The sequence below is a fragment of the Paenibacillus sp. OSY-SE genome, assembly GCF_000283315.1.
GTDB classification, from domain to species: Bacteria; Bacillota; Bacilli; order Paenibacillales; family Paenibacillaceae; genus Paenibacillus_B; species Paenibacillus_B profundus.
Window position 1 is genome coordinate 1 of the sequence record NZ_ALKF01000147.1, and the last position, 24,410, is coordinate 24,410.

General features: G+C 45.2%; 22 protein-coding genes and 1 pseudogene. 8 read left to right on the forward strand and 15 right to left on the reverse strand.

Annotated features, from left to right (window positions below; translation table 11 throughout):
- Positions 1 to 41: 41 nt before the first annotated feature.
- The 9 genes and pseudogenes from A372_RS33235 to A372_RS37170 all read right to left on the reverse strand — a co-directional run bounded on the left by A372_RS33235 (position 42) and on the right by A372_RS37170 (position 10,550).
- The gene (locus A372_RS33235) at positions 42 to 350 is read right to left on the reverse strand and encodes a DUF6262 family protein (RefSeq protein ID WP_019419616.1); all 309 of its coding nucleotides are present in this window, start codon (positions 348 to 350) and stop codon (positions 42 to 44) included.
- Positions 351 to 379: 29 nt separating this feature from the next.
- Positions 380 to 1,822: pseudogene (locus A372_RS33240) on the reverse strand (tyrosine-type recombinase/integrase); the annotation flags it as partial.
- A gap of 462 nt (positions 1,823 to 2,284) precedes the next feature.
- Positions 2,285 to 3,676, reverse strand: coding sequence for an extracellular solute-binding protein (locus A372_RS0104345; RefSeq protein WP_019419619.1), 1,392 nt, complete (start codon positions 3,674 to 3,676; stop codon positions 2,285 to 2,287).
- Between the two features lie 100 nt (positions 3,677 to 3,776).
- Positions 3,777 to 5,120 (reverse strand): hypothetical protein, encoded by a 1,344-nt coding sequence (locus A372_RS0104350; protein WP_019419620.1) that lies wholly within the window; start codon positions 5,118 to 5,120, stop codon positions 3,777 to 3,779.
- Positions 5,121 to 5,169: 49 nt separating this feature from the next.
- On the reverse strand, positions 5,170 to 6,234 hold the full coding sequence (locus A372_RS0104355; RefSeq protein WP_019419621.1) for a dihydrodipicolinate synthase family protein: 1,065 nt from the start codon (positions 6,232 to 6,234) through the stop codon (positions 5,170 to 5,172).
- 1 nt (position 6,235) lies between these two features.
- Complete coding sequence (locus A372_RS0104360; protein ID WP_019419622.1) at positions 6,236 to 7,252, reverse strand: NAD-dependent epimerase/dehydratase family protein; 1,017 nt, start codon at positions 7,250 to 7,252, stop codon at positions 6,236 to 6,238.
- Positions 7,253 to 9,042: 1,790 nt separating this feature from the next.
- On the reverse strand, positions 9,043 to 9,291 hold the full coding sequence (locus A372_RS0104380; RefSeq protein WP_019419626.1) for a hypothetical protein: 249 nt from the start codon (positions 9,289 to 9,291) through the stop codon (positions 9,043 to 9,045).
- A 68-nt stretch (positions 9,292 to 9,359) separates the two neighbouring features.
- The gene (locus tag A372_RS0104385) at positions 9,360 to 10,121 is read right to left on the reverse strand and encodes a DUF6060 domain-containing protein (protein WP_019419627.1); all 762 of its coding nucleotides are present in this window, start codon (positions 10,119 to 10,121) and stop codon (positions 9,360 to 9,362) included.
- A gap of 315 nt (positions 10,122 to 10,436) precedes the next feature.
- Positions 10,437 to 10,550: a toxin-antitoxin system HicB family antitoxin gene (locus A372_RS37170; protein ID WP_157259431.1), complete on the reverse strand. Its 114-nt coding sequence runs from the start codon at positions 10,548 to 10,550 to the stop codon at positions 10,437 to 10,439.
- 259 nt (positions 10,551 to 10,809) lie between these two features.
- Here A372_RS37170 and A372_RS0104395 point away from each other — a divergent pair, with 259 nt between their 5' ends.
- Positions 10,810 to 11,997 (forward strand): MFS transporter, encoded by a 1,188-nt coding sequence (locus A372_RS0104395; protein ID WP_019419629.1) that lies wholly within the window; start codon positions 10,810 to 10,812, stop codon positions 11,995 to 11,997.
- A gap of 663 nt (positions 11,998 to 12,660) precedes the next feature.
- On the opposite strand, the gene A372_RS0104405 is transcribed toward A372_RS0104395, so the two are convergent.
- Positions 12,661 to 13,425: a TrmB family transcriptional regulator gene (locus A372_RS0104405; RefSeq protein WP_019419631.1), complete on the reverse strand. Its 765-nt coding sequence runs from the start codon at positions 13,423 to 13,425 to the stop codon at positions 12,661 to 12,663.
- Positions 13,426 to 13,592: 167 nt separating this feature from the next.
- Between A372_RS0104405 and A372_RS0104410 the strand changes: the two genes are divergently transcribed.
- Both A372_RS0104410 and A372_RS0104415 read left to right on the forward strand, forming a co-directional pair.
- Positions 13,593 to 14,210, forward strand: a complete 618-nt coding sequence (locus tag A372_RS0104410; RefSeq protein ID WP_019419632.1) for a DJ-1/PfpI family protein — start codon at positions 13,593 to 13,595, stop codon at positions 14,208 to 14,210.
- A 21-nt stretch (positions 14,211 to 14,231) separates the two neighbouring features.
- A complete protein-coding gene (locus A372_RS0104415) occupies positions 14,232 to 14,636 on the forward strand; it encodes an NUDIX domain-containing protein (RefSeq protein WP_019419633.1) in 405 nt (134 codons plus the stop codon).
- 51 nt (positions 14,637 to 14,687) lie between these two features.
- Here the strand turns inward: A372_RS0104415 and A372_RS33245 are convergent, their stop codons facing one another.
- Positions 14,688 to 15,584 carry a hypothetical protein gene (locus tag A372_RS33245; protein WP_019419634.1) on the reverse strand — a complete coding sequence of 299 codons (897 nt, stop codon included), beginning with the start codon at positions 15,582 to 15,584 and terminating at the stop codon, positions 14,688 to 14,690.
- A gap of 3 nt (positions 15,585 to 15,587) precedes the next feature.
- Positions 15,588 to 17,003: a DUF4855 domain-containing protein gene (locus A372_RS35295; RefSeq protein ID WP_019419635.1), complete on the reverse strand. Its 1,416-nt coding sequence runs from the start codon at positions 17,001 to 17,003 to the stop codon at positions 15,588 to 15,590.
- A 632-nt stretch (positions 17,004 to 17,635) separates the two neighbouring features.
- Here A372_RS35295 and A372_RS0104425 point away from each other — a divergent pair.
- The 5 genes from A372_RS0104425 to A372_RS0104445 all read left to right on the forward strand — a co-directional run bounded on the left by A372_RS0104425 (position 17,636) and on the right by A372_RS0104445 (position 21,656).
- Positions 17,636 to 18,568: a helix-turn-helix transcriptional regulator gene (locus A372_RS0104425; protein ID WP_019419636.1), complete on the forward strand. Its 933-nt coding sequence runs from the start codon at positions 17,636 to 17,638 to the stop codon at positions 18,566 to 18,568.
- A 92-nt stretch (positions 18,569 to 18,660) separates the two neighbouring features.
- A complete protein-coding gene (locus A372_RS0104430) occupies positions 18,661 to 19,437 on the forward strand; it encodes an effector binding domain-containing protein (RefSeq protein ID WP_019419637.1) in 777 nt (258 codons plus the stop codon).
- 302 nt (positions 19,438 to 19,739) lie between these two features.
- Positions 19,740 to 20,096 (forward strand): DUF4870 domain-containing protein, encoded by a 357-nt coding sequence (locus A372_RS0104435; protein ID WP_019419638.1) that lies wholly within the window; start codon positions 19,740 to 19,742, stop codon positions 20,094 to 20,096.
- The gene (locus A372_RS0104440; protein ID WP_019419639.1) at positions 20,086 to 20,829 is read left to right on the forward strand and encodes a MerR family transcriptional regulator; all 744 of its coding nucleotides are present in this window, start codon (positions 20,086 to 20,088) and stop codon (positions 20,827 to 20,829) included. Before A372_RS0104435 ends, A372_RS0104440 begins: the two co-directional genes overlap by 11 nt.
- Before the next feature lie 344 nt (positions 20,830 to 21,173).
- The gene (locus tag A372_RS0104445; RefSeq protein WP_019419640.1) at positions 21,174 to 21,656 is read left to right on the forward strand and encodes a hypothetical protein; all 483 of its coding nucleotides are present in this window, start codon (positions 21,174 to 21,176) and stop codon (positions 21,654 to 21,656) included.
- A 95-nt stretch (positions 21,657 to 21,751) separates the two neighbouring features.
- Here the strand turns inward: A372_RS0104445 and A372_RS38390 are convergent, their stop codons facing one another.
- The 3 genes from A372_RS38390 to A372_RS0104455 form a co-directional block, all read right to left on the reverse strand.
- Positions 21,752 to 21,907 carry an aspartyl-phosphate phosphatase Spo0E family protein gene (locus tag A372_RS38390; protein WP_267934220.1) on the reverse strand — a complete coding sequence of 52 codons (156 nt, stop codon included), beginning with the start codon at positions 21,905 to 21,907 and terminating at the stop codon, positions 21,752 to 21,754.
- A gap of 572 nt (positions 21,908 to 22,479) precedes the next feature.
- Complete coding sequence (locus A372_RS0104450; protein WP_019419641.1) at positions 22,480 to 23,760, reverse strand: helix-turn-helix domain-containing protein; 1,281 nt, start codon at positions 23,758 to 23,760, stop codon at positions 22,480 to 22,482.
- Positions 23,761 to 23,908: 148 nt separating this feature from the next.
- Positions 23,909 to 24,403: a GNAT family N-acetyltransferase gene (locus A372_RS0104455; protein ID WP_019419642.1), complete on the reverse strand. Its 495-nt coding sequence runs from the start codon at positions 24,401 to 24,403 to the stop codon at positions 23,909 to 23,911.
- Between the last annotated feature and the right edge of the window lie 7 nt (positions 24,404 to 24,410).

Here is a 24,410-nt window from a genome sequence, read left to right on the forward strand (position 1 = left end):
AAATCGTACCGAGGGAGTTGAATAGGGCAGCATACATTCTCTCAAATCCTTTGATAGACCTCCGCATATGAAAACTTAAGTTGTTCTCGTAATTTTTTATTTTCATCTTCGAGCTTCTTCATCTTACGTTTAAGAGAAGCAACGATGGCGTCCTTATTGTTTTCATCCATCTCTCGCTTGATTTGTTTTGGTGTCGGCACTTGAGCTTGCTGCTGACGAAGCGATTCAATACGCACACGTATCTCAGGATTGTTATAGAGCGTTGCCTTACTTATGCCAGCATCAGTTGCCACACTATTAAAATTGATGCTCTCCTTAGCTTTTACAAGCCGTCTAATCGAATCATCCACTCTTTGTATGGTCTTTGCTTTACGAACCTCTTAGGTAAGTCCATGTCAGAGAGACCTACAGCTAAGTCTTTACATGGGCTTCCGCCGTTACAAGTTAAACAGGGAGGTTCTTCTGCGTATGGGCAATTACCATTTACACGTGCTCTACAGGAGCCATAGGGATTATCAATCGAATTTAGCTTTTGATCACGCCAGAGCGTTTCCAAGATATCGTATGGAATTTCTTCATCCTTATGAATCTCATGGATTTTCCCATTCATATCAAAGCTAAATACGCCTTGTTTGACAACCGTTTCAAATGCCTTGCGCTTAGTATTGTCGAGAAGTTTAGCATAGCGCATTGTCATCTCAGGAGATGCATGCGCCAATAGCTCTTGAACAATTAATATATCTGCTCCGCCGTTAAGCATCTTAATCGCATAAGTATGACGAAATTGATGAGTTTTAAAGTAGAATACTTTTCCGCATTCATCAGTGATGTTCATATTTCTTGCCAGGCAGTTCAATTTCTCTCCAACCCATAATTGAGAATACGGTCTGCCTTTTCTTGAACCACGAATTCGAATAAAGATGTACCTTTCTGGGTTGTTGTCCTCATTGCTGTTCTCAACTGATTTTTTTATTAAAGCCGCTAACATATTAGCTAATTCATCATCAATTGGAATTCGATGACCCTTCACAAATGTCTTTTCAATATCAGTTTCAATGTAGTATTTTCCGTTGATTCTTAACAAACAGTCTTGTGTTAAACCCAATACATCCGAGATACGCAAACCCGTCTTGAACGCTATCCATACCAAAGGTTGGACCTCTGGATGCAATAAGTTAGCAAAAAGTTGTTCTAATACATATTCCGGTATGTAATCAATTTGATCGTAAGGTTTCTTTTTACGTTTTGGTCTGTCTTCGGGAAAAAGCAGTTGCCTTGTATTGGTTTTAGGAGCAATGTCATATTCATAACGCTGAATGTCATCTAAAAACTTACTTACAGCAGATAGATTGTATTTAATGTAAGACTCAGGGTTTGAGTTGCGTTTTGCAAGCTTTTTTGCACTTTGGTGAAGCCATTCAATATATTTTAAAATATGGATTCTTTGTAGATCCTTCAGGTCAGTCCATAAAGGCTCCAAGTTGCAAATGAAGTTTAAGAACCCAGGAATAGCATTCATATAAACTACTGCAGTAGACCAAGCGAAATTGATTTTGCTTAAAAGACGTTGCTTTATATATCCTTTAACATTACTCCGTATTGAGGGGTTGCTTATTTTCGAGAAGTCCACAAAATATTGAGATCGGGATTTATTATAATTAACCCCATATTTAGCATGAAAAGTTCGAATATCCCATCGATCTTTATCCCATTCCTCACGAGTATCAATAAGTTGAGATATAGTAAAATGCATATGTCTTAAAAAGTGAGCAAGATCCTTAACTCCTACTTCTTTATAATCTATCTTCCGCTCTTCAAGATAAGTGAATACTGTTTTAATGCATAGCAATAAGTCTTCAGTGTATTGTTGCTTTTACCTGTCTGATCCAGGTGTTTTAAATACCTCATCACAGGAACAACTGGAACACCTACCTCATCTAACAGCAAATATCTCTTTTTATTATCATTAAGAATTACTTCTTGTACTCTCACAACAACCCCCTAACGAAAGCCTTTCTCCTCAATATATTAAATAATTTATACAAAGCTTTAAAGCTATAGTTAAGATTTCTATTGAACAAAAAATAGAGGAAAGTAGCTCATATAATGAACTAACTATCCTCTATATACAATACTATAATTAATACGGTCTAATACTTTATTTTCTCAAGACAGGAAGTCCGTCAATTAAGCATTGCATAATGGTAAAAAAATAACCCCGATACGTAAAAGTACCGGAGTTATTCGTTATGGTTCATGGAACGGTTCTGGCGGCAAAAGGAGTTTACTGGGCAGTTGCCCGATCCAGCATATGCTCCAGCCGTGAACATAGCTCGTCCTCTTCTTCCATATGAGACCAATACAGCTTCATTTCATTGCGCATCCGATCGATTTCATCAGATCGCAGCTGCAGCTCGCTAAAAAAGCGGAACGACGGAATGATTTCACGGTACATCGAAAACCGGCTCGGACGGATCAATATATCTGTGCCGCTCCATTCTGCCGCCTTCTTATGGGCGGGTATGCTGAACGTATTCTTTCGAATCGTTAATTGCGCTGAATAGGAGAGCAAATAGTCGACTAACGTCTTGGCCGCTTCCTTCGCTTTCGATTTCCGGCCAACCATAAGTCCAATCGCGAGCAGCAATGTTTTCGCTTCGTTCAAATAAGGCAGCGGCGCCACATCGAACGAGAACTGGACGTCTTTCAGATGGTTCAAGCTAAAATAGGTCGACATAATCATCGAGACCTTCCCTTGCCGGAAGAGCTCCTCCGCATCCGCGTCGCTCTCTGACATATAGTTGGGAAAAATATGCTGGTGACCCAATAAGTCACGTGACAATCGTATCCCTTCCATCAGCTTCGAATCACCCAGCTGCACTCGTCCTTGCTCGTCACGCTCCACCACCGAACCGCTCTGAAGCAAAAATACAGGCCAGCGATTATTAGACAGCAAATGAAAGTAAAATCCGTATCTGTCTTGCTCGTTGCCAAGCTGCGCGGCCGCCTCCATTAGATCGGACCAGCGCCAGCTGCTGTCCGGCTCGGCAATATCTTTTTCTGCGAAATGATCCCGGTTATAGCAGAGGATGACCGGAGAGAAGATAAGAGGCAGCGCCAATATATGATTTTGATAGCTAAAAGAATCAGATATAAAAGGATACTGTCCGGAAGGACTCATGATCGGTTCGAGCAAATGATGATGCCCCTCATGAACAAACATTTGAAAATCGCTATAATTTACGGTCGCGATATCAAGCATGTCCCGTTCAATATACTCCGACACGGTATCACTATAATTTTCATAAGGAAGGGGAATCATCTGCACTCGGATATGCGGATACTGTTGTTGGAAGTCGGACAACAATTGTTCCATCGCCGCCTCTTCGACTACCGATTTATAGTATCCGAACCGAAGCTCTACGGTTCCTTCTCGCCCCGGGTTCAATACCCGGTTGCCGATACGCGGCACTTTTTCGATCAATTGCTCGGATACGAGTATATCCAAGCCTTTGCGCACAGAATTTTTACTCAATTGAAACTGTTCGCCCAATGCTATCTCGGAGGGCAAGTATTCCCCAATGATACGCTTGCCGGTCACAATCTCTTCCCTTAATACGGAGACCATTTCGTCCAGACGCTTTCTGAATGTGGTGCGGCTCGGTTTGCTTGTCATTCTATAATCCCCTTCACCCATAACTACTCCGCTCTAATCTAGTATATATCTAGTTTACATAATAATGATATCGACATATATAGGAAAAGTCAACGCTGCCTCAACGAACGAGACGGCTCAGAAATGACATCCGGTAAATTTGCCGCGGGCGGCCTTTATACCTGCCTTTCGTATCACCGACGACGTCCACCAGCCCTGCATCAGACCAAGCCAACAAGAAGCGATGCGCGCTTCGCACCGTCACACTCAACGTGTCAGCAAGCTCCTGCGCATAGAAGTCGATCTGCCCGCTCCGAGTAATATGCGCCACGAGACGGCTCAAATACACTGTCGTGCAGCCCGCCGCCGTCGCTTCTGCGAGAATGTCCGTATCGATTAGCGATAAATCGACCTCATGGGGCTGCGTCATCTCCAACGGTCCGATGACACTTCGATCCTCACGAATGATGAACCCAATATTGCCGCCGGCGTCCTTCGCATGGCGAAGCGCCATACGAGCATGGATGCCTGCTTCATTCGCCGTCTTGCCGAACCCGATGCCGACACTCAACGTCAAGCCGAATTGCTGCTCCAATTCTTTTGCAAGCGGAAGCGTCTTGTACCCACCCGTCTGCTGTTCAAAAATCCCCCGTGTCGTCACGAACAAATACTCATCACCGCTAAACGGAGTTAAATACCCTTCCAATGATTCGACATAACCAAGCAGCGTGCGATGAATGTCCAGCTTCAAGCGCTGCACCTCATGATCCAGCATTTTGCTCTCCACAAGCCGCGCAAAACCGTCAAGATGAATCATGCCGACAACAATTTGCGCTTCTTTGCTTCGGCGCGTTTCGGTCGACAGCAGCGCGCGCTCCAATGCAACCACGACGTCTTGCTCGGTCGGTGCAATCAAGTGATTGGGGATGCCCGCCTCCGTAAGCGCTTCGGCAACCCCGTGAATCCCGGTCAAGGCCGCTGCAGCCAATCCCTGGTTGTAGTGGTAGCGATGAAATGCAATAACGCCCTCTAGCTCCGTTCCGATTGCTTCCTCGAAATACATCACCTCGACTGGCTGCTCGTTCAGCTCTACCTTGGTTTTCGCCATATCTTTCTCTGTGACAGAATCGACGGAAAGCGACGTCAAGCCGAATTGCTTATTAATATGATAAAAGGCCCGGTACAGCCCGCCTCTGGTAAGCGGGACGAAGTGCACCGGAATTGTAAAGCGCTGTTCCTCTGTCGCTATTTTAAAAGGGAGAGGACCGGAAAACAAAATCACTTCCACCCGGTTCAGACATTGTTCCACCAGCTTGGGCACTTCCGCCTCATTGCTGTACGTTGCGATTACCGGAACAAATGACGGAAAGCGCTTCACCGCTGTCTGCATAATTGGAATGACAGCTTCTGAACCGATTAAGCCAATCGGAATGCCTTTATCCAGTGTTCTCTGTGCCGTTTTCACCTCGAATGCCCCCTCCCGGAAATAAATCGTTCAAAACAGCAGCTATGGCTTATGGCTTCAGCCAAGTCGATACATGCCTGCTAACAAACTCGTCATCCGTCAAATGAGGATAGTCACGATAAATGCGGTCCAATTCTTCCGCCTGCCCCGGCGACAACCCTTCTTCCTCATTCAGACACCATATTCCGCCTAATAGGCCTTGTCTGTACAACACTTCATGGATACCAGCAATACAGCCTTTGAATCCATTCGCCGTGTCGAACAATGCTGCGTTAGAGTCGGTCACCTGCCCGTTCAGCGTAAGCCACTCGGCGGAAATCTGTTCGCTATCCCGCGCCTGCTTCACGCGCTCCAGCAATTCGACCGCCCGTTTCGTCCATACAGCCCAATGACCAAGCATCCCGCCGACGATCCGTTTCTCGACCGGCTTGCCGTCGACCGTAAACCGGTACACGGTCAGCAAGTCATTGACAATATTGTCGTCATTGCCGGTATATAGCGCAATCTCGTCCTTGCGCTGCGAATGACATACCGCGCGCACGACGTCGATTGTCTGATAACGGTTGAACGGCGCCATTTTAATAGCAACTACACCGGGGATATCTGCGAATTGCCGCCAGAAAGCATAACTGAACACCCGCCCGCCGACAGAAGGCTGCAAATAAAACCCGAATACAGGAATGATGTCCGCAATCGCCTTGATCCGTTCCAAATGCTCGGTTTCTGACCAACCCTTTAATCCGCCCATGCTCACTAAGCCGATATCATAGCCGAGGGATACAGCCACACGCGCTTCCGCGGTCGCTTGTTCCGTAGTTCCGCATATCCCCGCTATCTTAAGAAACGGATGTTCGAGAGTAGCCCGCTCCACTTCCTCCGCTGCCATCTGCAGCACCGGCTCATACAGACCGACATCGCGAATTTCGAATTGGGTCGAATGGACGCCGACCGCAATCCCTCCGGAGCCCGCCGCCATGTAATACCGGGTGAGCGCCCGCTGTCTCGTCTCATCAAGCTCGCGTTCCGCCGTGAGCGCCAGCGGATGAGCCGGAATGACGACGCCTTCATGCAGCGCCCGCCGTTTCGCGGCTGATAACGGTAGATAAGCAGTCATGCTAGTAATTCCCCTTTCTTTCTTGGAAGTGAGTCGGCTTATTCCATACTTCTCCGCCCTGCTGCAGCCACTCGGCAATCCAGTCGATCATTTGCATCAACGACACGCGCGGGTATCCGAACAGCTGGAACGACTTCGCCGCGTTGTTGAGCAGCGCCGTATCCGCTTCCTTGCCTTCGATGATCGGCGGCTGCCCGAACCGCATTCCGAATTGCTCTGCCACCCAGCGCAACGAAATCGTCTCCGGTCCGGTCACGTTAATAATGTTCGGGGGCGTGCTGCATGCCAGCAGCGAGCGAATGGCAATCTCATTGGCATCCCCCTGCCAAATGCAGTTCGCATGCCCCATGCTGATATCAATCGGACGGTGCTCCTGCACCGACTTCGCAATCTCAAGCAGAACGCCATAACGCATATCAATAGCATAGTTCAGACGATAAATACTCATTGGAATGGAATACTCCTTCGAGTAATACTCGAATACCCGCTCCCGACCCAAGCAGGATTGCGCGTACTCCCCGACGGGTCCCGTATCCGACAGCTCGCTGGCGCCGCCCTGGAGCACCGGAGTTAACGGATATACGTTCCCCGTCGAGAACACAACGATGCGGGAATTGCGGAACTTCTGCGCCACCTGTCCCGGCAAATAGGTGTTCATCGCCCACGTAAACCCTTCGTTGCCTTTCGTCCCGAACTTGTTGCCCGCCATGTAGATGACGTTCTTCACATCCGGCAGCTGCTCTAGATCATTCGGATTGAGCAGGTCGGCTGCAATCGTTTTCACGCCGTCGTGCTCCAATTCATCCTTCAGACTTGCAGAAGAGAATCTCGATGCGCCGTACACTTGCTTGTTGGCTCCGGCTTTCTGAATCGCATTCATCGCCAAGCGCGCCAGACTCGGCCCCATTTTGCCCCCGACGCCCAGCAGCATAATATCCCCTTCGATATTAGCCATATCCTGAACCAATGCATCTGACGGCTCCGCTAATTTCACTTCCAGCTCTTCAATTGTTCTCATCCCATTTCCCTTCCTTCTGCTTTAGTGGTGAGGCACCATTCCTAATTTCATGTTAGAAGAAGGGAAATGATTAAGACAAGGAGATTAAATTGTCTTTAAGTGCGGGTCCGTAAAATAATTCCGTTAGATATAAACAAGTTATATACCAGATATACAATAACTTCGGCAAGATATCAACTTTTGTCAATTAACAAAACAAAAAAGAAACTTATTTATAGTAAATATATAAGGTATTATTAGGTTTATTCGTATTTAGGGACTTTTACATTCTGGTTTAAACCTAGTTTTTTAGACTGACTCCCTCAGATGGATCCCCGAATATATAAAAGTGATTACTCGGCAACTAGCTAATTATAAACCATATATACATCAGAAAGAGTTTTGGTACTAGATTGGAGTTAACCCTTCCGATTTTTTGAACTCGCGTATACGTTAATCGTATCATTGTAGCCGACCACGCTCATGATGTCCTTCAATGGTACGTCCTTCCTTGTCAGCATCTCCTTCACTTTCTCCATCCGCTTCATGTCGACGTAACACATGAGTAATTGACCGGTTCACTCTTTGAATACGCGGGTGACATCGGATGGAGACAATAGCAAGTGGTTGGCAATGATCTCAAGCGAAATAGAGCTGTCCAGATAATGATCGGCGACATAGGCCATAATCTTGTCTGACAGTCCTTTGTTCTAATAACTAATATGCTCATCCACTTAGTTGCACATCTCTTGGCACAGTCCTACAATTCGAAGCTTCCAATTCTTCCATCGTTTCATATTCAGTCGTGGCGAGCGGGAGGAATGTGCAAAGCGTAGCGCTTTGATTATATGGATTACGTCGTCGTGCTGCTCTATATCGATGACTATGCCCGGTTCCAGCAGCTTCATTCTACCTCGAAGCATCACATTCTCAAGTGCAGTGTATCCAATATGTTGAAGTAGTTATCTCAGAAAAAAGTAGTAGTTAGATATAAAGTTGAGCTGCCGAATAACCGCACCATTGCCTTGCTGCTTAATCAGGGAGATGTTACCCTTCATGAGCTTCTCCTTCTGATTTTCCCCGAATACCCATTCGCGAACACGGAAGCTGTTCTGTACTTACCATGACGTGTTTGATGGCTGAGAGCAGGATATCATCGTGAGACTCGTAAAGCGACCACACGTCTCGTCACAGAGTTCCACTAGGTGCTCTCGATTGCGGCGATAGAAGTCGGGAACCATGGATAAAAATAAAAGAACTCGCGATTGGCGAGTTCTTTACGGGCGTAACGTTTTTGCATTATCCATTGTCTATCAGCTTCCTCAACTCATCCGTGCTAAACGTTGACGTCACCGCTGTGCTGCACCTTATCCGGGAACATATCAAATGCCGACCTATCTTCTCCAGTGTCGCTACTTTGTCGTTGAGTTTAAAGGCTTCACCTTCCCAATTACGCTTTCTCAGAAATCACGGCCCCATCGGGCTTTAGCTCTATCACGTTCTGGTAGCCAAATACGGGAACTGACTCACATCAACAAATTCCATAGCCAACTTCACCGTGCTCTGTCCGGAACGAAAGGTAGTGCTTGATATCCGCGAAGCCACTCTTTGCCAGCTACTGTGAACGGTTTGTAGTTTGAATTCTCTGTCGTACTTTTTCATCATGTTGGACACCTCGATTATTAATGCTTTTTATTGTTACACTGTCGGTTCTCCGTGTCCAAGGTAAAGTCTAGCATTGGTGTTAACCTCTTATATTTCGTTTACTAGGCAATTCTAATACAAGTCCTGAAATATTTAACTTATCGTAATTAATGGAGCTTATTTTCTTTTTTATTCTCAATTTTTCTATATATAGCCGCAATTACACCAATACATATCAATAAAGAACCACCTATAAATGTGTAATTAGTGATTGACCAAATATAGCCTGGAACAAGAATAAATAAAGTATCCATTTTGCTTCCAGCTTGATCAGCGAAGTTCAAATAGATGATAATTTTCTCTAAACCACTTAAAGCCATAAGTAAGATACCAAATATAATAAAAATCAATGGCAACTTAGATACCTCCTCATTGAAATAAATTAATATAGGATTGAGCAATTACTCAATCCTATATTATCAAATTAGTTTACATATGCTATTGCAAACTCTCCATCAGCATGATCGCCGGCCACTTTTGCAGGAGAAGCTCCCCATACATCTGTCTTAGTGCCCATAGTCTGACATCCAGTCACAGGGTAACACCCCATATAAGTAATATTTCCTTTAGTAAAATTGTACCTAGGAGCAAAAGTTAAATATCCTGTTCTTCCGATTTTTACATAAAGAGTATAAGTTAGATTAGAAGCCGAAGATGTTGACCATTGAAAACTAGCATTTGCCTTAATATAAGATTTATCTCCTGCTGTTAATCCCGCGCCCCAATTTTCAGTTGATGTGATAGTTTCCCCCTTAGAAATTGGACAAGGTAGTGCTGATCCAGTGCAGTTTAGATCCGCACTAGCTTTACGAGGAGTCATTAATTCAGACCATTTTTGTTTTTCAGAGTAATATGACATGTCAACAACATTTAGTGGATTGACAAGTTCTTCAGCGTCGGTGTTTTTGTAAAGATTACTTTTTGAGGAAATCTGAGCGGCTAAAATACGACCTTTTTTCAGACTTTCCATATATTTTTCCAAAGGAACGGGGGTGCCATCAGCCTTAAATGCTTCATAGTATTTTACATTATCTTTTTCATCAATCAGAACCTTTTCTCCGTTTTCATAAATAATCTTCAAACCATAATCATCGTTTGAGGCTTGAGCAAAAGGAGTAGACCCCGAAAACACCAAAACAATGCAACAAAGGCATGCGACTAGCAAAAAACTCGCTTTATTCTTCATCTTTCACCCTCCTAATTCTTCCTAGGAATAATATACCATATTTGATTTATTTTGTGTATATTTTCTCTTAAAATGAGAAATTAGTCCTACTCACAAGGTGAATATAAAAAAGTCGAATATTGTATGTATTATCAATTTTTTACCAGTTTGATGTCGTATATTTTTTATCTATTTTCATGAGAGTGTTTTCCCTTGCGTTATTACCTCCAATCAAAGAGTTCCAGACTTACTTGTATGGATATATACAATCCGAAACTACCGATTATCTCACCATTCTCTACAAAATAAAAAGCCACTGAATAAGCAGCGATTCAGTTATATTGATAAAGCGACACGCCTTTCACGTTCTGCCTTTTCTGAAAGTTGACAATGTAGTGCTTTAGGGATACGGACATTAAATTTACCACTGAATGCATCTGCTGCGGCCATCGCCAATGTCCCCCCGTATTTAAGCTTCACTTCAACATGCTCGGATACCCGACACCCGGCCACACCAAATATTGCGTTTCTGAGTGATCCTGCATCAATCCGTTGGATTATGTTTGATTTCCTACAAGCGCAATAAATCATTGACAGCGCCGGACTCCTCCCCTCGCAACCGCCCAAAATTGCATTTTTTTGTTGCGCTCCCGCCTAATGGTTACTATAATAGTAGTAACTCTTTAACTTAAAGGAAGGATTGTTCCCCTTGGATTTCCGTGTATATATTTTAGCGCTGGCGGCCTTTGTTGTTGGCACCGTGGAATTGATTATCGGCGGAATTCTTGATCAGATTGCTTCTGATCTGCACATTTCCGTCAGTGCGGCAGGACAGTTGATTACGATCTTCTCGATCGCCTTCGCCGTGTCTGCACCGATTCTGATGAACGCAACAGCGCGATTTGAACGCAAGAAGCTGTATCTGGTCTTTTTGTTCGTGTTTCTTATTTCCAATCTTATCGTCGCCTTCAGCTCGAACTATGTGACCTTGTTGGCGGCACGAGCATTGTCCGCATCAAGCGGCTCATTGCTTATCGTCTTGTCCATCACGATTGCATCGAAGCTCGTTCAACCTGAATACAAAGGGCGGGCCATCGGCGTCATCTATATGGGCATTAGCGGATCGCTCGTCTTGGGCGTGCCGATTGGCATGGTGCTTGGCAATGCGTTTGGATGGAGAGCGCCGTTTCTCTTCGTGGCGCTGCTTACGGTGATGGCCATGGGCGGAATTTATGCCTTCTTGTCGAATGTGCCGCCATCCGCGGTAACATCGCTTCGCAAGCAATTGTCCTCGTTGAAGAACGCTAAGCTCGTGAGCGGACATCTCATATCATACTTGATGCTAACGGGACATTTAACGCTGTATGCTTATTTCACCCCCTATTTGCAGACGACCTTTCAGCTGAGTCCGGGGGCAACAAGCCTCGTCTACTTTCTGTTCGGTCTAGCTGCCGTCTCTGGAGGAGGGCTTGGAGGATTGTTTGCGGACAAATGGGGCACGAGCCGATCGATGCTGCTGATCGTATCGTGCTTCGCCGTGGCGATGTTCATCCTGCCTTTGGCCGCGCAAGTATCGTTCTATGTCTTTATGGCGGCGGTCATGCTCTGGAGTGCGCTCAGTTGGGCACTGTCTCCGGCGCAGCAGAGCTACCTTATGCAGACTGCACCCGAGACGTCAGATATTCAGCTTAGCTTGAATACGTCGGTACTGCATTTGGGCATTGCCAGCGGCTCAATCGTCGGTGGCATCGTCATTGAACAGAGCTCTGTAGCGCATAATGCGTGGGTAGGCTGCATCTTTGTGCTATTGGCGCTTGGCAGTACGGTGTATTCCCTTACCCGCCCTGCTCTCGTCAAGTCTGCTGCTCCTGCCGCACACTCCGCAATGACAGAATAAATGAGGAAACCCGGGGCAGCTGCCTCGGGTTTTGTTATGTGACACATCTATTTTTGGGCTTTTTGCGCTTCAAGAGTATGTCTTCGTCCTGCTCTTTGCTCCACTATTCCCCTTCATCAGAAAAAAAATAATATAACTCCGCGATTCCCTGCAACGTACCGGATGATCGATATCCTCGCTTAATCTGTAGCATCGTACACGACTTGATTTTCAATGCGAAACTGTTCTTCATTTGCCACTTGATATCCATATCGAAACAAGTTGAACTCTTGAACCTCGTTGCACTTTGTTTAAGGCGTACTGATATATTTCATCTAATGTGACAAAGGAGGATACATCAAGGATAAAACGCGCTTCTACACTCTTGGCCTACATTTTCGCCCATGAAGAGCATCCATATTTGTCCTGCACTTTCTCTCATATAATGTTATCGATACCTTAACAAGCAGCACATCACATACAGTGCGTTCATGCTCAGATTAAGAATGCTCATGTCCAGATTTTCCACCGCTGCGCCGCTTCTGAGAGATTGGGAGAGTGGGCGAATAGGCCAATTTATAGAACATCGCAGCCCGAATGCCCCCATTTATCCCAATACCATCAACCAACTCACCACGCAAAAAAACTCTCGCACGGTTCGGTCTGTGCGAGAGTGTTCTGGATTCAATAGCGCAGCTGCATGAGCAATGATTTCATTTCCTCGTCCTGCATCAGCTCCGCATAATATTTTTGCGATATTTTTGCCAAGGCGACATCATGATAGAAAAATTCGATGAAAAACTTAACGAACGGTTGCGCTCCCGTCCGCATCGCCTGCCAGTACCCGTTCTCCATCCCCGCGAACATGAGCTGTTCCGAATCGGCCACGACGAGCGTGAATCGCTCCAGCGTCTGGTGTTCCTCCGTCGGGGAGAGTGTATGCAGCTTCGATACCTTTGCCTGCGGCACGTCCGTTCCCGTCACAAACGCCTCGACGCGGACGCCCTCCTGCTCCTTCCGTTCCAGCAGCGGAACGCATTCCTTGAACTCATCATTCCACATCGAGACGATAATGGAGTGCGCTGCCTCTTCGATCAAATGCTTGCAGTACGCCTCGATGGAGGTGTCCGACTTCAAGCTCCACACTTGGTTATCGGCATAAATTTTACGCTTGTTCAGCTGCTTCAATTGCTCGATGCTATTTTCGAATTCCTTGGACAGCTTATCGATGACGACCTGCAGCGGCAGTGCCAGGTACGTTTTTTTCTTGTCGGAAATGGAGTCTGATACCAGCCCTTTATCACTCAACCGTGACAAAACTTCATATATCTTTGCCTTCGGCACGCCCGAGTGCTTCACCACGGTCGAGGCATCCATCGGGTCTTCACTCACAACCAACGTCTCATATACTTTGCTCTCGTACTGTGAGAATCCGAATTTCTGAAGCATTGCTCCTCCTTCTGTTCCCTATCCATTCATCCGTATCGGAACGGTATTACGCGTTCGCGTTACGACTATCTTACTCCAGCCGTTGCAAAATGAAAAGCGCCTCCCTTAATCCTGTCCGCCTTCTTTCAAAATGAATTATAATGTACTAATGAAGGAGATGGTATGTGATGAATCGCCAACGGACAGTAGGAATCGTTCTGTTTGAAGATGTGGAAGTGCTTGATTTTGCAGGACCATTTGAAGTGTTTTCAGTAACATCCTATCCGGAGGAGCATGCGAATGCCGCAGAAGGAGATCCATTCAAGGTCATGACGATATCAGAAACGGGCGGCATGATCCATGCGCGGAATGGCTTAAAGGTCGTGCCGGATTATAGCTTTCAGAATGCTCCGCATTTCGATATTGTCGTAGTTCCAGGCGGACTTGGAGCGCGTGTGCGCGAGGTGCATAACGAGGCGATGATTCGCTGGATTAAGGACCGCATGGAATCGGTCGAGCTTATGACCTCGGTCTGCACAGGGGCTCTGCTGCTGGCGCAGGCCGGCCTGCTGGACGGGAAGCAAGCGACGACGCATTGGGCCAGCTATGGTCGGCTGCAGGATGAATATCCGGCCGTGAAGGTAGTGCGCGGCGGCAAATATGTCGACACGGGAAGCATCGTCACCTCGGGCGGCATCTCGGCAGGCATCCATATGGCCTTTCACGTCGTGCGGCGGCTGCTTGGGGCGGACATTGCCCGTGCGACCGCGAAGCAGATGGAATACGACATCGTGCTGGAAGATTGAATAGATAGGAGATAGATAACGTTGAATTCTCAACCTAGAGTCGGCGTGGGTGCCGTCATCATTAATGATTCGAACGAAATATTGCTCGTCCTGCGGGCCCGTCATCCAGAGAAGAATACATGGAGCATTCCCGGGGGCAAGGTCGACTTGTACGAGACACTGGAGGATACCGTCGTCCGTGAAGTCATGGAGGAAGTGGGGCTTCAAGTGCAGGTGCAGCGGCTGCTCTGTACAGCAGAAACGATAGACGAGGGGCGGGAAGATCATTGGATATCCGTCATCTACGCGACTAGAGTCGTCGCGGGCGAAGCCCGCAATATGGAGGAAGGCGGAGCGCTCCAGGAAGTAAAGTGGTTCCCGTTGGAGCAATTGCCGCCGAATCTGGCTTCCTTCACCCTACCGGCTATTGACACCCTGCGCTCTTAATCGGCTAAGCTTTAAAGGCCAGAAACAATCACCGTTTCTGGCCTGCTCCATTCAAGGAATCAGTCTCGTTATAACCATTGCGCTCTCCGCTGGATTTGGGTTTGGATTTGGTTCTTTAATCGTTATCCGATTTTGGGACTGGCTGATCATTTCAATCGCATCGCCAACGATGTCCCACTCATATGAAGCATCGCTAACGGGAATAAGATAACCGTTTTCGAAGTAACTTTTCAACGTTATCGTTTTTTCATTAGATGGTGCAGAGAAGAAATGATAACCACTGCGCCAAGAAAAAGTTTCGCCCTTCCTCAGTTCCGGCGCAGTATCCACAATCTGCAAAAAGTAAGTTTTTCCATAATCTTGAGTAAAGACAACCGGGCGCTCATCCGCAAGATACTGTAATTTACCCAGACCATAATCGCGATCAAGCCAGACGAGCAAATGATGCTGTCCCGCTTCCTGCTTGCTGGAGCGAAGCACATATTTATCAACTTCCGGATGCTCCGCTTTCGTTCCGGAATCACTATAGCCTGCGGCTGAACTGCGGGCTGCAAGCTTATCCCCGGCATAATAACATATCTCGTCATTCCAAGCGCCATTGACCGACTGCAGCCCGTAATATTTGTAAAAGGTGACGTCTTCCAAGGCTTCGATTTCGTTATTTACCCGAACTTGACCGCCTGCAATGTCGTAGGTGACCGTTTCTTTCAATATTTCACGACCGCCGCCGTCCTGTTGCTTCGTATTGTATCCTTGAATATAGTTAACGACTTGAATCGTCACCTTGCTGTTCGGAATCACTTGACCGTCTTTGACTTCCACTCCGTCGGCCCACACTTTATATTGAACCGTTCTCGCTGTCGGGTAACTATCCATGCCCCCGTCGTAGTTGTGATTTCCCCCTGTAAAATCTTGCCCGTTCGCGTTGCCGGACTCATTTGCTTTCACAATTTAGGGCCCAATCCAATCCGAGCCTTCCCCTTGCAGCACGCTCGACGCCCGCTTCAAATCCGGACTGACCTCCTTGCCCTCGTTCGGGCTTAACCGCCATTCATAAAAGCTGTGCAGCTTATTCGCCCCGAAATGGTCGAATACGAGCCACATATCATAGCGCTCGTTGTACTTATGAGCCACTTTGATGTTACTTCCATCCTTAACTACGTATTGCTTCCCTCCCTGTAAAGGATCGCGAATGACCGGATTCTTTAACCCCGGATCCATTTCGATGATGGAATCCGCTCCTTTCAGTTGGTTGAATCGCCAGGGCGACACTTCGACAACCTTGGATTCCGCTTCGATATTTCCAACTGCAGCCCGAATAACGGCTTTACCGGCCTGAAGCGCTTTCAATGTTCCCTCTGGCGTAATCTCGATGACGCTCGGCTCCGAACTCGAAAATACCGCTTCTACTGTGACCAGCTGGCCTTGAGCATCCTTTTCGCTTTTATTTTCGACGGCAGGAGTCCAGACCGCCCCCACATCCATCGCAGGAATGGCAGAAGTCAGCTTAATCGCATAATCCGGTGCCTGCTTCATCCCTTCGTACTTCACCAGCTTGAGATCGTCGATATAGAAAGTGGCGTTTTCCGTTTGCCGATCCCGCAAAGGAATCCACCCGAGCCGCATATTGTGCTGATGCAAACATTCCGCTGTATATTGCACGCTCTCCTTTTCACCCGGAACGCCAGTATCCAGATCCTCCTGCAGCCAATAGAAGCCGCTTAGCTTCAAGTGCTTATAGCTGCGCTGGTTGAATCTGTCTGTCATCGTATCGATATACCAGCGGTTAAGCTCTTTGCGGGTGTCCAAGCTTTCCAAGTTTTTCACTTGTCCATCGCCGTTGAAATCGCCGAAGTCCTTGCACTGCGGATCCGGAAAGGGCATCGTCAAGTAAACATTCACTTTTTTGCCGGGATCGTTCAGATCGGCGCCTACCTGTTCAACAGCCTCTTCCAAGCCGTCTAACTGCAGCCCTTTCTCGAACATCCGGTCCATAGCCCATTTCCAGTCTTGTAAAGTGCCTGGCTTGCTGCCGGCCACCCAATCGTAGTAGCGTGCCAGACTCCCCTTATAAGGCGACTGTGTCGTTAACATCAAGAAAGTATCGAAGAAATAATCTTCCGCCACGCCCTGTTCATTCAAGTAACCAACATAGGGCAGAAATTGATCCTTGTTATAGTCTCCGACCTTCACGCCATCATAATTGTCGGGGTTATAATATCCTGTGTAGATCAAGGCGATATTCGAAGCGTGATTTGATTTTTCATCATCTTTAGGGAAGTAATCGGCAGAAGCAGTTGGAGATAAGACCGATGTCATCAGAAATGCAGCTATCAGCAAGCTTAAACCTTGTTTCCACATCTTCATTCACGATTTCACTCCTTCATCTGATCAAAAAGCGTTTACATATATAGTGAAATAAAAAACCTTCCTTCTGCGCACAACTTTCTTGTGCCCTTAAAAAAGCGGCGGATTATGCCTCCTTTTAATTATATTTAAAAATATATTATTCAATAACATCTACATCATGTTTCGCAAATGAATCGAAAGAAGCATGCGCCTTCCTCCCCTATACCTATAAGCGTCGAAACCATCATAAATTATCGCACTTGATATGAAGAAAAATAAATTGGCCTCGCTCGTATCCTTTGGTATAACATAACTTAGTAAGAGGCGATACTCTCTCCGTTCGGCGTTTCCGCTCAATCTCCCCTTCGGTCAGCAACAACGATTCCCGCATGTCTCAGACGCTAGGCGGTGTGATCTACGGTGATGTTGCTGCATCGTCAGAGAAGCAATATTACTAGGGACATGTACACCAAAGTTAACTCACCCTGCGGAGGGAGGCCTCTTCTGAACGAGAGGGAGAATGGAGAGAAGTGCTTGCCAGCGTATCCTTATTGCTGGAAATGTGATCGTTTCTTATAGAATATTCCATTGCAAAAACTTCGTATGATAGCCTAAGTTAACATTCTGAGGGAAACCGGAGATGATAAGAAATGAAAATAGATCGCTTGTTGTCCATCGTCATTCTGCTCATTAACCGGAAAATGGTGCAGGCCAAGGAGCTCGCTGACATGTTCGAAGTGTCGGTGCGCACCATTTACCGCGATATCGAGGCCATCAATCAGGCTGGCATTCCGATTGTCACCTTTCAAGGGGCGAATGGCGGCATCAGGCTGGCGGAAGGCTACCGGCTCGATCGCAATCTGCTGACGAACGACGAGCTCGCCGCTATCGTCACAGCGCTGCATAGCATCTCCTCCTCCTACCGCAGTCAGGAGAACGACATGCTGCTGGAGAAGATAAGCAGCATTGTCCCGCCTGCCGATTCGGAGCAATTCAACATTAAGACGAAGCAGTTCATGGTTGATTTCTCGCCGTGGGGCAATCATAGCCGGATTGAGGAGAAGTTAGTGAAGCTAAAGCAAGCCATCGAGCAACAGCAACTGGTAACCTTCACCTATTGCAGCGCGGAAGGCAAAGTGACGACACGCTCTGTCGAACCGTACACACTGGTATTGAAGCGGCAGCGATGGTACTTGTACGGCTACTGTACGCTGCGCGAGCAGTTTCGATTTTTCAAGCTATTCCGTATCAAGGATATGGTGACGGAAGCGCGGCAATTCGAGCGGCAGGATATACCGATCAATCAGCTTCCATGGGAACGAGACTGGAATGCGCCGCATCAGACGGTCCGAATCGTGCTGCGCTTTGAACCGCACGTCAAGCATCTGGCCGAAGAATGGTTCGGCATCGAAGAACTGCAGGAAGACGAGGAAGGCAAATTTGTCGTATCCGTTCCCTTCCCAGAGGATAACTGGCTGTATGGCTTCATTCTCAGCTTCGGCGAAGGCGTGGAGGTTATCGAGCCGGAGCATATTCGCAGCAAGATTCGCAGCATCGCCTCCAATATCGCAACCAAATATTAAGAAGCTGTTCTGTTTATTTATTTTAAACCTGACAGAAGGTTGTCAAGTTCGCTCTTGTATACTGAAGACAAAACGAAACAGGAGTGATACCAATGACTCAACAACAACTGCAACGCGAATGCCAAAGCTGCGGAATGCCGCTGCAGACCGAGGAGCAGCTCGGAACGGACAAGGATAACAATAAAGTAAAAGATTATTGCATTCACTGCTACCAGAATGGCGCGTTTACGCAGCCGGACATGACACTGGATGAAATGATCGACCTCTGCGTGCCATTCGTCGTGGAGAACGGCATGGAAGAGCAAGCTGCCCGCACGATGCTGCAGGGATACTTGCCCAATCTGAAGCGCTGGGCCGCCCAACACGGCAATGACACGCCGTCCTTGCAGCCGGTCGCGATTGTGGAGCGGGAGGAACTGAAGCTTATCGGCGTTTCCGCGCGCACGACGAATGCGCGGGAATTCACGCCGGAAGGGGTTATACCGCAGCTGTGGGAGCAATTCTGGCAGGATCAGGTGCAAGCGAAGATTCCGAATCCGGCTGAACCGGGCGTCATCTATGGCTGCTATCACGATTATGAGAACGGCGCCGTGGGCGAATACTCGATACTCATCGGTTCTAGCGCAAGCTCGCTTGATTCCGTTCCAGAAGGCATGGCTGCCACAGTCGTACCCGTAGCTAAGTACGCCGTGTTCACCACCGAACGCGGCCCGTTCGTCAAGGTCGTCACCGAAGCGTGGCAGGCCATCTGGAAATGGTCCGCAACCTCCGGCATGGAGCGCACATTTACCGGCGACTTCGAGCGCTATGATGAGCGGAGCGTGAACCCTGAGGATGCGCAGATCGATATTTATATTGCGATTAAATAGAGAACGCATTCAAGGCACCGGGACGAATTCCGGTGCCTTGAATGCGTTCTCTCTGACGTACAAGTAAACAATACATTAACAATACATCCCCTGTTGCAAATACAGCATTTTTAATATGGTTGGAATATCGTCTAATGAGTTCTAACATATAACTACCGCCGCAATTGGGTGTTAAAGAAGAATCAGTTGGAATTAACATCCTTACGAAGTTACTTAAACTTTTTTCAAACTTATTCTTGAAGCTCTACCTACGTCACCTTTTATGCTGATAATTGAGAAATAAATAAAGAAAGGTGACTCAAATGATTAAACCAACAAAAAAAGAAATCTTTTTCGTACAATTAATGCTTGGAATTTCACTGTTGCTTGGTGTCTTACCACCACTTATTATGTTTTTAGTGTCAAGAAAAAAACACAGGTATTATCGTGAAGCAAGTCGCAAAGCACTTAACTTTCACTTAACGATCTTTCCGCTGTTTGTAACTAGTAGTTTTTTACCATCATGGTATAAGTATGCTTTTTTAGCTATAGAAACATTGATCATTTTGTATGCCATGATACGCATTGCTTTTCAAAAGTCATATCATTATCCAGCAATCCCCTACATTAAAAATAAGGAAACAAAATATATAGAAGAGGGGTACTCACATGTCCCATAACATGTTGACAATGTTGACAATCGGGCAACTGGCTAAACGAACGGGTGTAACGATCCGGACTCTTAGATATTACGATAAAGTTGGTTTGCTGACGCCTAGTGATTATAAAGAAGGAGGACACCGACTGTACAGTTCTGATGACCTCAATCGTTTACAACAAATCCAATCACTAAAGTTTATAGGGTTTTCACTCAAAGACATCGCAAGTTTATTTGAATTGCAACAAATTGAACAACAGCACATAAGCCGATCAATTGCATTTAAAAAAAGAGAGCTTATTGCAGAGCAAGAGAGAATTCAGCAGACAATCGCTCAGCTAGAACATATGGACACCATTATTGCCAACCAACAATTTGTGGATTTAAGAGTTTTTTGCTTTATTCTTCACTCCATCCTTTGGGAAGAAGAAAACCTTGATGAATATAATCAAATCGAAAATTCAATTTACAATTTTAGAAGTGCAGAACGAGTCATTCTCGACAGGGAATACTTTTCATTGTTTACGGATTTAAAACAACTAGCAACTAACAAGGTAAGTCCTGATTCCAATGAAGCACAAGCATTCATTAAGAAGTTTGTAGCTCTCTACAAACAAACGCTATCAAAGATAGAAAACATAAAAATAGAGTCAACAAATCAATCTGAGCAACCAAATATACTCGATCCTTTTACTGAAGAAGAAAGGATATTTCTTAAGAGCGCTTTCGATTTTGTGTCAAAGTTACAGGATTGATAAATTTTAAAAGAGGGTACAGAGGGACATTGAAAGAAACCTGATCTAGAGACTTTTAGCAAGTAAACTCCCATCCGTGATCGGTGTAATTTCCGTTTCGTTTGATTTAGCGGATTAAAGTGGTGTCGCTCTAATTATTCCTTTGTAATTGCTCGTGTAGACCAACCAAACCAGTTGAAAAGTTTACTAATTGTACGCGTTCTGCTGTGTAAAAATGGGTGTAGATCATATTGAGTTTCGTATAAAATGATTCGTTATGGTGACTACCATTTTATACGAAACTAACATGTTCGCAAATGTTCAAGTTAAATTTCATAATCTATTGGAAGGGAGCTATAATTCTAATGAAAAAAATTTATTTATTTTCCATCTTTATTTTAATGTTTTTACTGAGTTCTTGCGGAAATACTTTTGATGATGCGATTAAGACAGCAAGCGAATACAAAAAGATTCAATTTGAAGTTCATGACCATAACAATCTTCCAAGTATTGAAGAAATCAAGGAGAAATTAACACCATTTCTAAAGGAAAATTTTTTGGAAACGGAGATCGCTAATCGGACAATAGCCTTGTCAATAAATGTTGCAAAAACAAAACAGGTTAATATCAATCCAGAAAAAATTGAATTTAAAGTAAATGATAAAAGTAAAAATGATGTAGAAATTGAATTAACATATAGCATGAATCTGGTCCTTACTGACGTGAAAAATAGTAAGAGCAAAATCAAATTAGAAGGAACAATGGATCTGGAGAAAATAAATGATCAGTGGCGTATCAGATATGATAATTATAATAAAGAGGAACTTCTAAAACTCGTCGACCAGTAAACATGCATTGTTAACTACCCGCCACCTATACTTTGCGATCATACTATCAATCGTAGCCCTTCGTTTATTATAAATTTAGTACTTAAATTAACTCTTCACTCTCCATCGTTTTGTTTTCTTCGTTTGTGAAATTCCAAAAGATACACATCCAACTGCTGACTTAGCATGACAATCTCAACATCTGTGAAACTTTTCTTCTCAGCCACCGCTTGTATCAATTGCTGACGGACACTTTCTATTTTATCAAGCAAGTCATCACGTTTTTCGTAACAAAAGTAAAAAGGCTCAATTGCCGGGACACCCTTTCGTAATTAATGACAGTGTATGATGGGGTTCGCCTCATCCATAAACTGTATCTTTGACTTGATTATAGATGTCGTTGGGCAAAAATACCTTTTTTATGTTTTTTTATGCAACTATTCATGCTAAACGTGTATATAAAAAAGATGCCCTTGTTAGGCATCAGTGTTTGGATTTATTTATTCCCTCAGGTTTAGGCATCAAGCTATCCAAGGAACATCCACAAAAGCAGCAAAGTCATTTACATTCATTATTCCAACTGATAGTAGCGTGAGCATTATAAGAGTCGGCATTTTTGACAACAGTTTTTTCACGCCAATCAACCCTTCCCTTAATTTATTTTGCACTCAAAGATTGGAGTACAGAATCAATCTTTTGGACCTTCATTATGCTTAAGTATCTATTATCCAAGGGGCTCCACCGCCTAAGAGTACAACTACACCTATTGAGAAGAGTGTTGCGACAATATAAACCGGTGTCCCTGACAACCAATTCTTCATGTCAACCAGTCCTTTTCTTTGAATTATTGACTTAAAAAATTGAACGCAGTACTTAATTTACGAATCGCTTTTTGATTTAAATGAGGACTTCCATCCATTGCATTAGTCATCAAATATAACATCTCAAAAGCTTTGCCATGAAGGGAGATCTTCATATACTCCAACGCACTTTTCATGTAACAATCAAAAGCCTCTTCTATGTTGTCGTCCAACAACAAGTCTCCTTTTAACTTATAGAAAAGTGCTAGCTTTGAGCGTTTATCCGGAGTTGTACAATTATTTTGAAGGGATATCTCCATTTCAGCTTCATATTTCAGCAATAGTTTGGCCGAACAATAATTCCGCTTGATGAGATATAAGTCCATCAGCATAGTTACAGCATATATAAGATTGTATTCAGATGGATTATTTAAATACTCCTCTAATTGATCAATTCCTAATTCAACATCTCCAGTTTTTCCGCTTAGGCAACCATTCATTAATTTGACATTATCCTCGACGTACAAAAAGGGAAATTTACTGTATTCAGTAAGATAAGTCTTGCTGGTTGCGTATTCATCTAAATAGTAGTGGGAATTACAAGCGTTAAAGATCGCATTCGCTCGATACTCGCCTTCGGGAATGTCATTTTCGATAACATATTCGCTGAATCTTATTGATTCGTAATGTTTCAATAGACTGAATGCGTGAACGCCTAAAGAGTAATAAAGTGTAATCCGCTCTTTTTTGCTGAGAAAATTGGCGTAGTCCAAAATGTATTTACCGGATTGATACGTTTCACTTAATTTACTGAAATCATTTCGTTCGATCATGTATTTCCGATACAAACCTTTAGCAATATAGGGCATAATTCCATGGTTGCGTGAGTAGTCAATGATGAGGTTAAACAAAGATAATTGAATGGAGGTATCCTCTACGGAGTCTGTCGTTTGGTACAACTTCTCAACCAAGTCCAAGCTGTCTTCATTCGATGATTCGAGAAACTTGGCGGCTATCTTGGCTACTAAAGATGCGTTGCTTGGCGCTTCGAGCGCTTTTTGCAAAAATGAGAAAACCACATCTGATTTGTGCCCAATCTCGATGTACAGTTCTACGATGTCGTCACTGGGGATGTCTAATTCAGCAGCAATGGATTGAATGATGTTAAAATCGGGGCGTTTAACCTCCCCGTTTTCAATCCGCGACAAGCTGCTCTTATCGATGCCGATAAGCTCTTGGAGCTTAGACAAACTAATATCTTTTTTCTGGCGATAACACTGTATTAGTTCCCCGAGTGTTGCAGGCTTCGCAGCAACGGCACTCACAAACTCACCTTCCTTTGTCTTGCATGTAATTGACCACCTATATATTACCATCTTTATCATGATATGAAAACAATTCTTATGCATTAACCAATTTATATCATGGATTTCAGTAAAATAATACATTCATGAAAAGCGTTCAAGGCGCTAGTCATTCCGGCACATAATCCCCTTGCAATTCCTTTTCCATCCGAATATTCGTAAGTAGGACGCCCTTCCTTTCCACATTCTGGGTACGTATTACCGCATAACCTTGCTTCTCGAAGAACGGCCTCGCCGTCTTGCTTGCATCGGTTCGTATCGTGCGGATGCCTGCCCTTCCCGCATCCCGTTCAAGAGCGGCAACGAGAGCCGAAGCAACGCCCTGCCCTTGATAATCTTTGTGCACATACAAACGATCCAAATAACCTTCCGTTGTCATGTCCGCGAACCCGACGATGTCACCCCCGCATTCGGCAACGTATGCGAATCGATCGCGGAACGAGCTTAGCCACTGCCCCGCTCGCGCCTCTTTCTCAGCCCGCGGCGCCCAAGCCTCAAGCTGGGCCTTGGAATAATCGCGCGCATTTACCGTATGAACGGTGTCATAGAACAGCTCCACCATCTGCTGGACATCCGGCGGGCGGAATTCACGGATCGTTATCATTGCAATC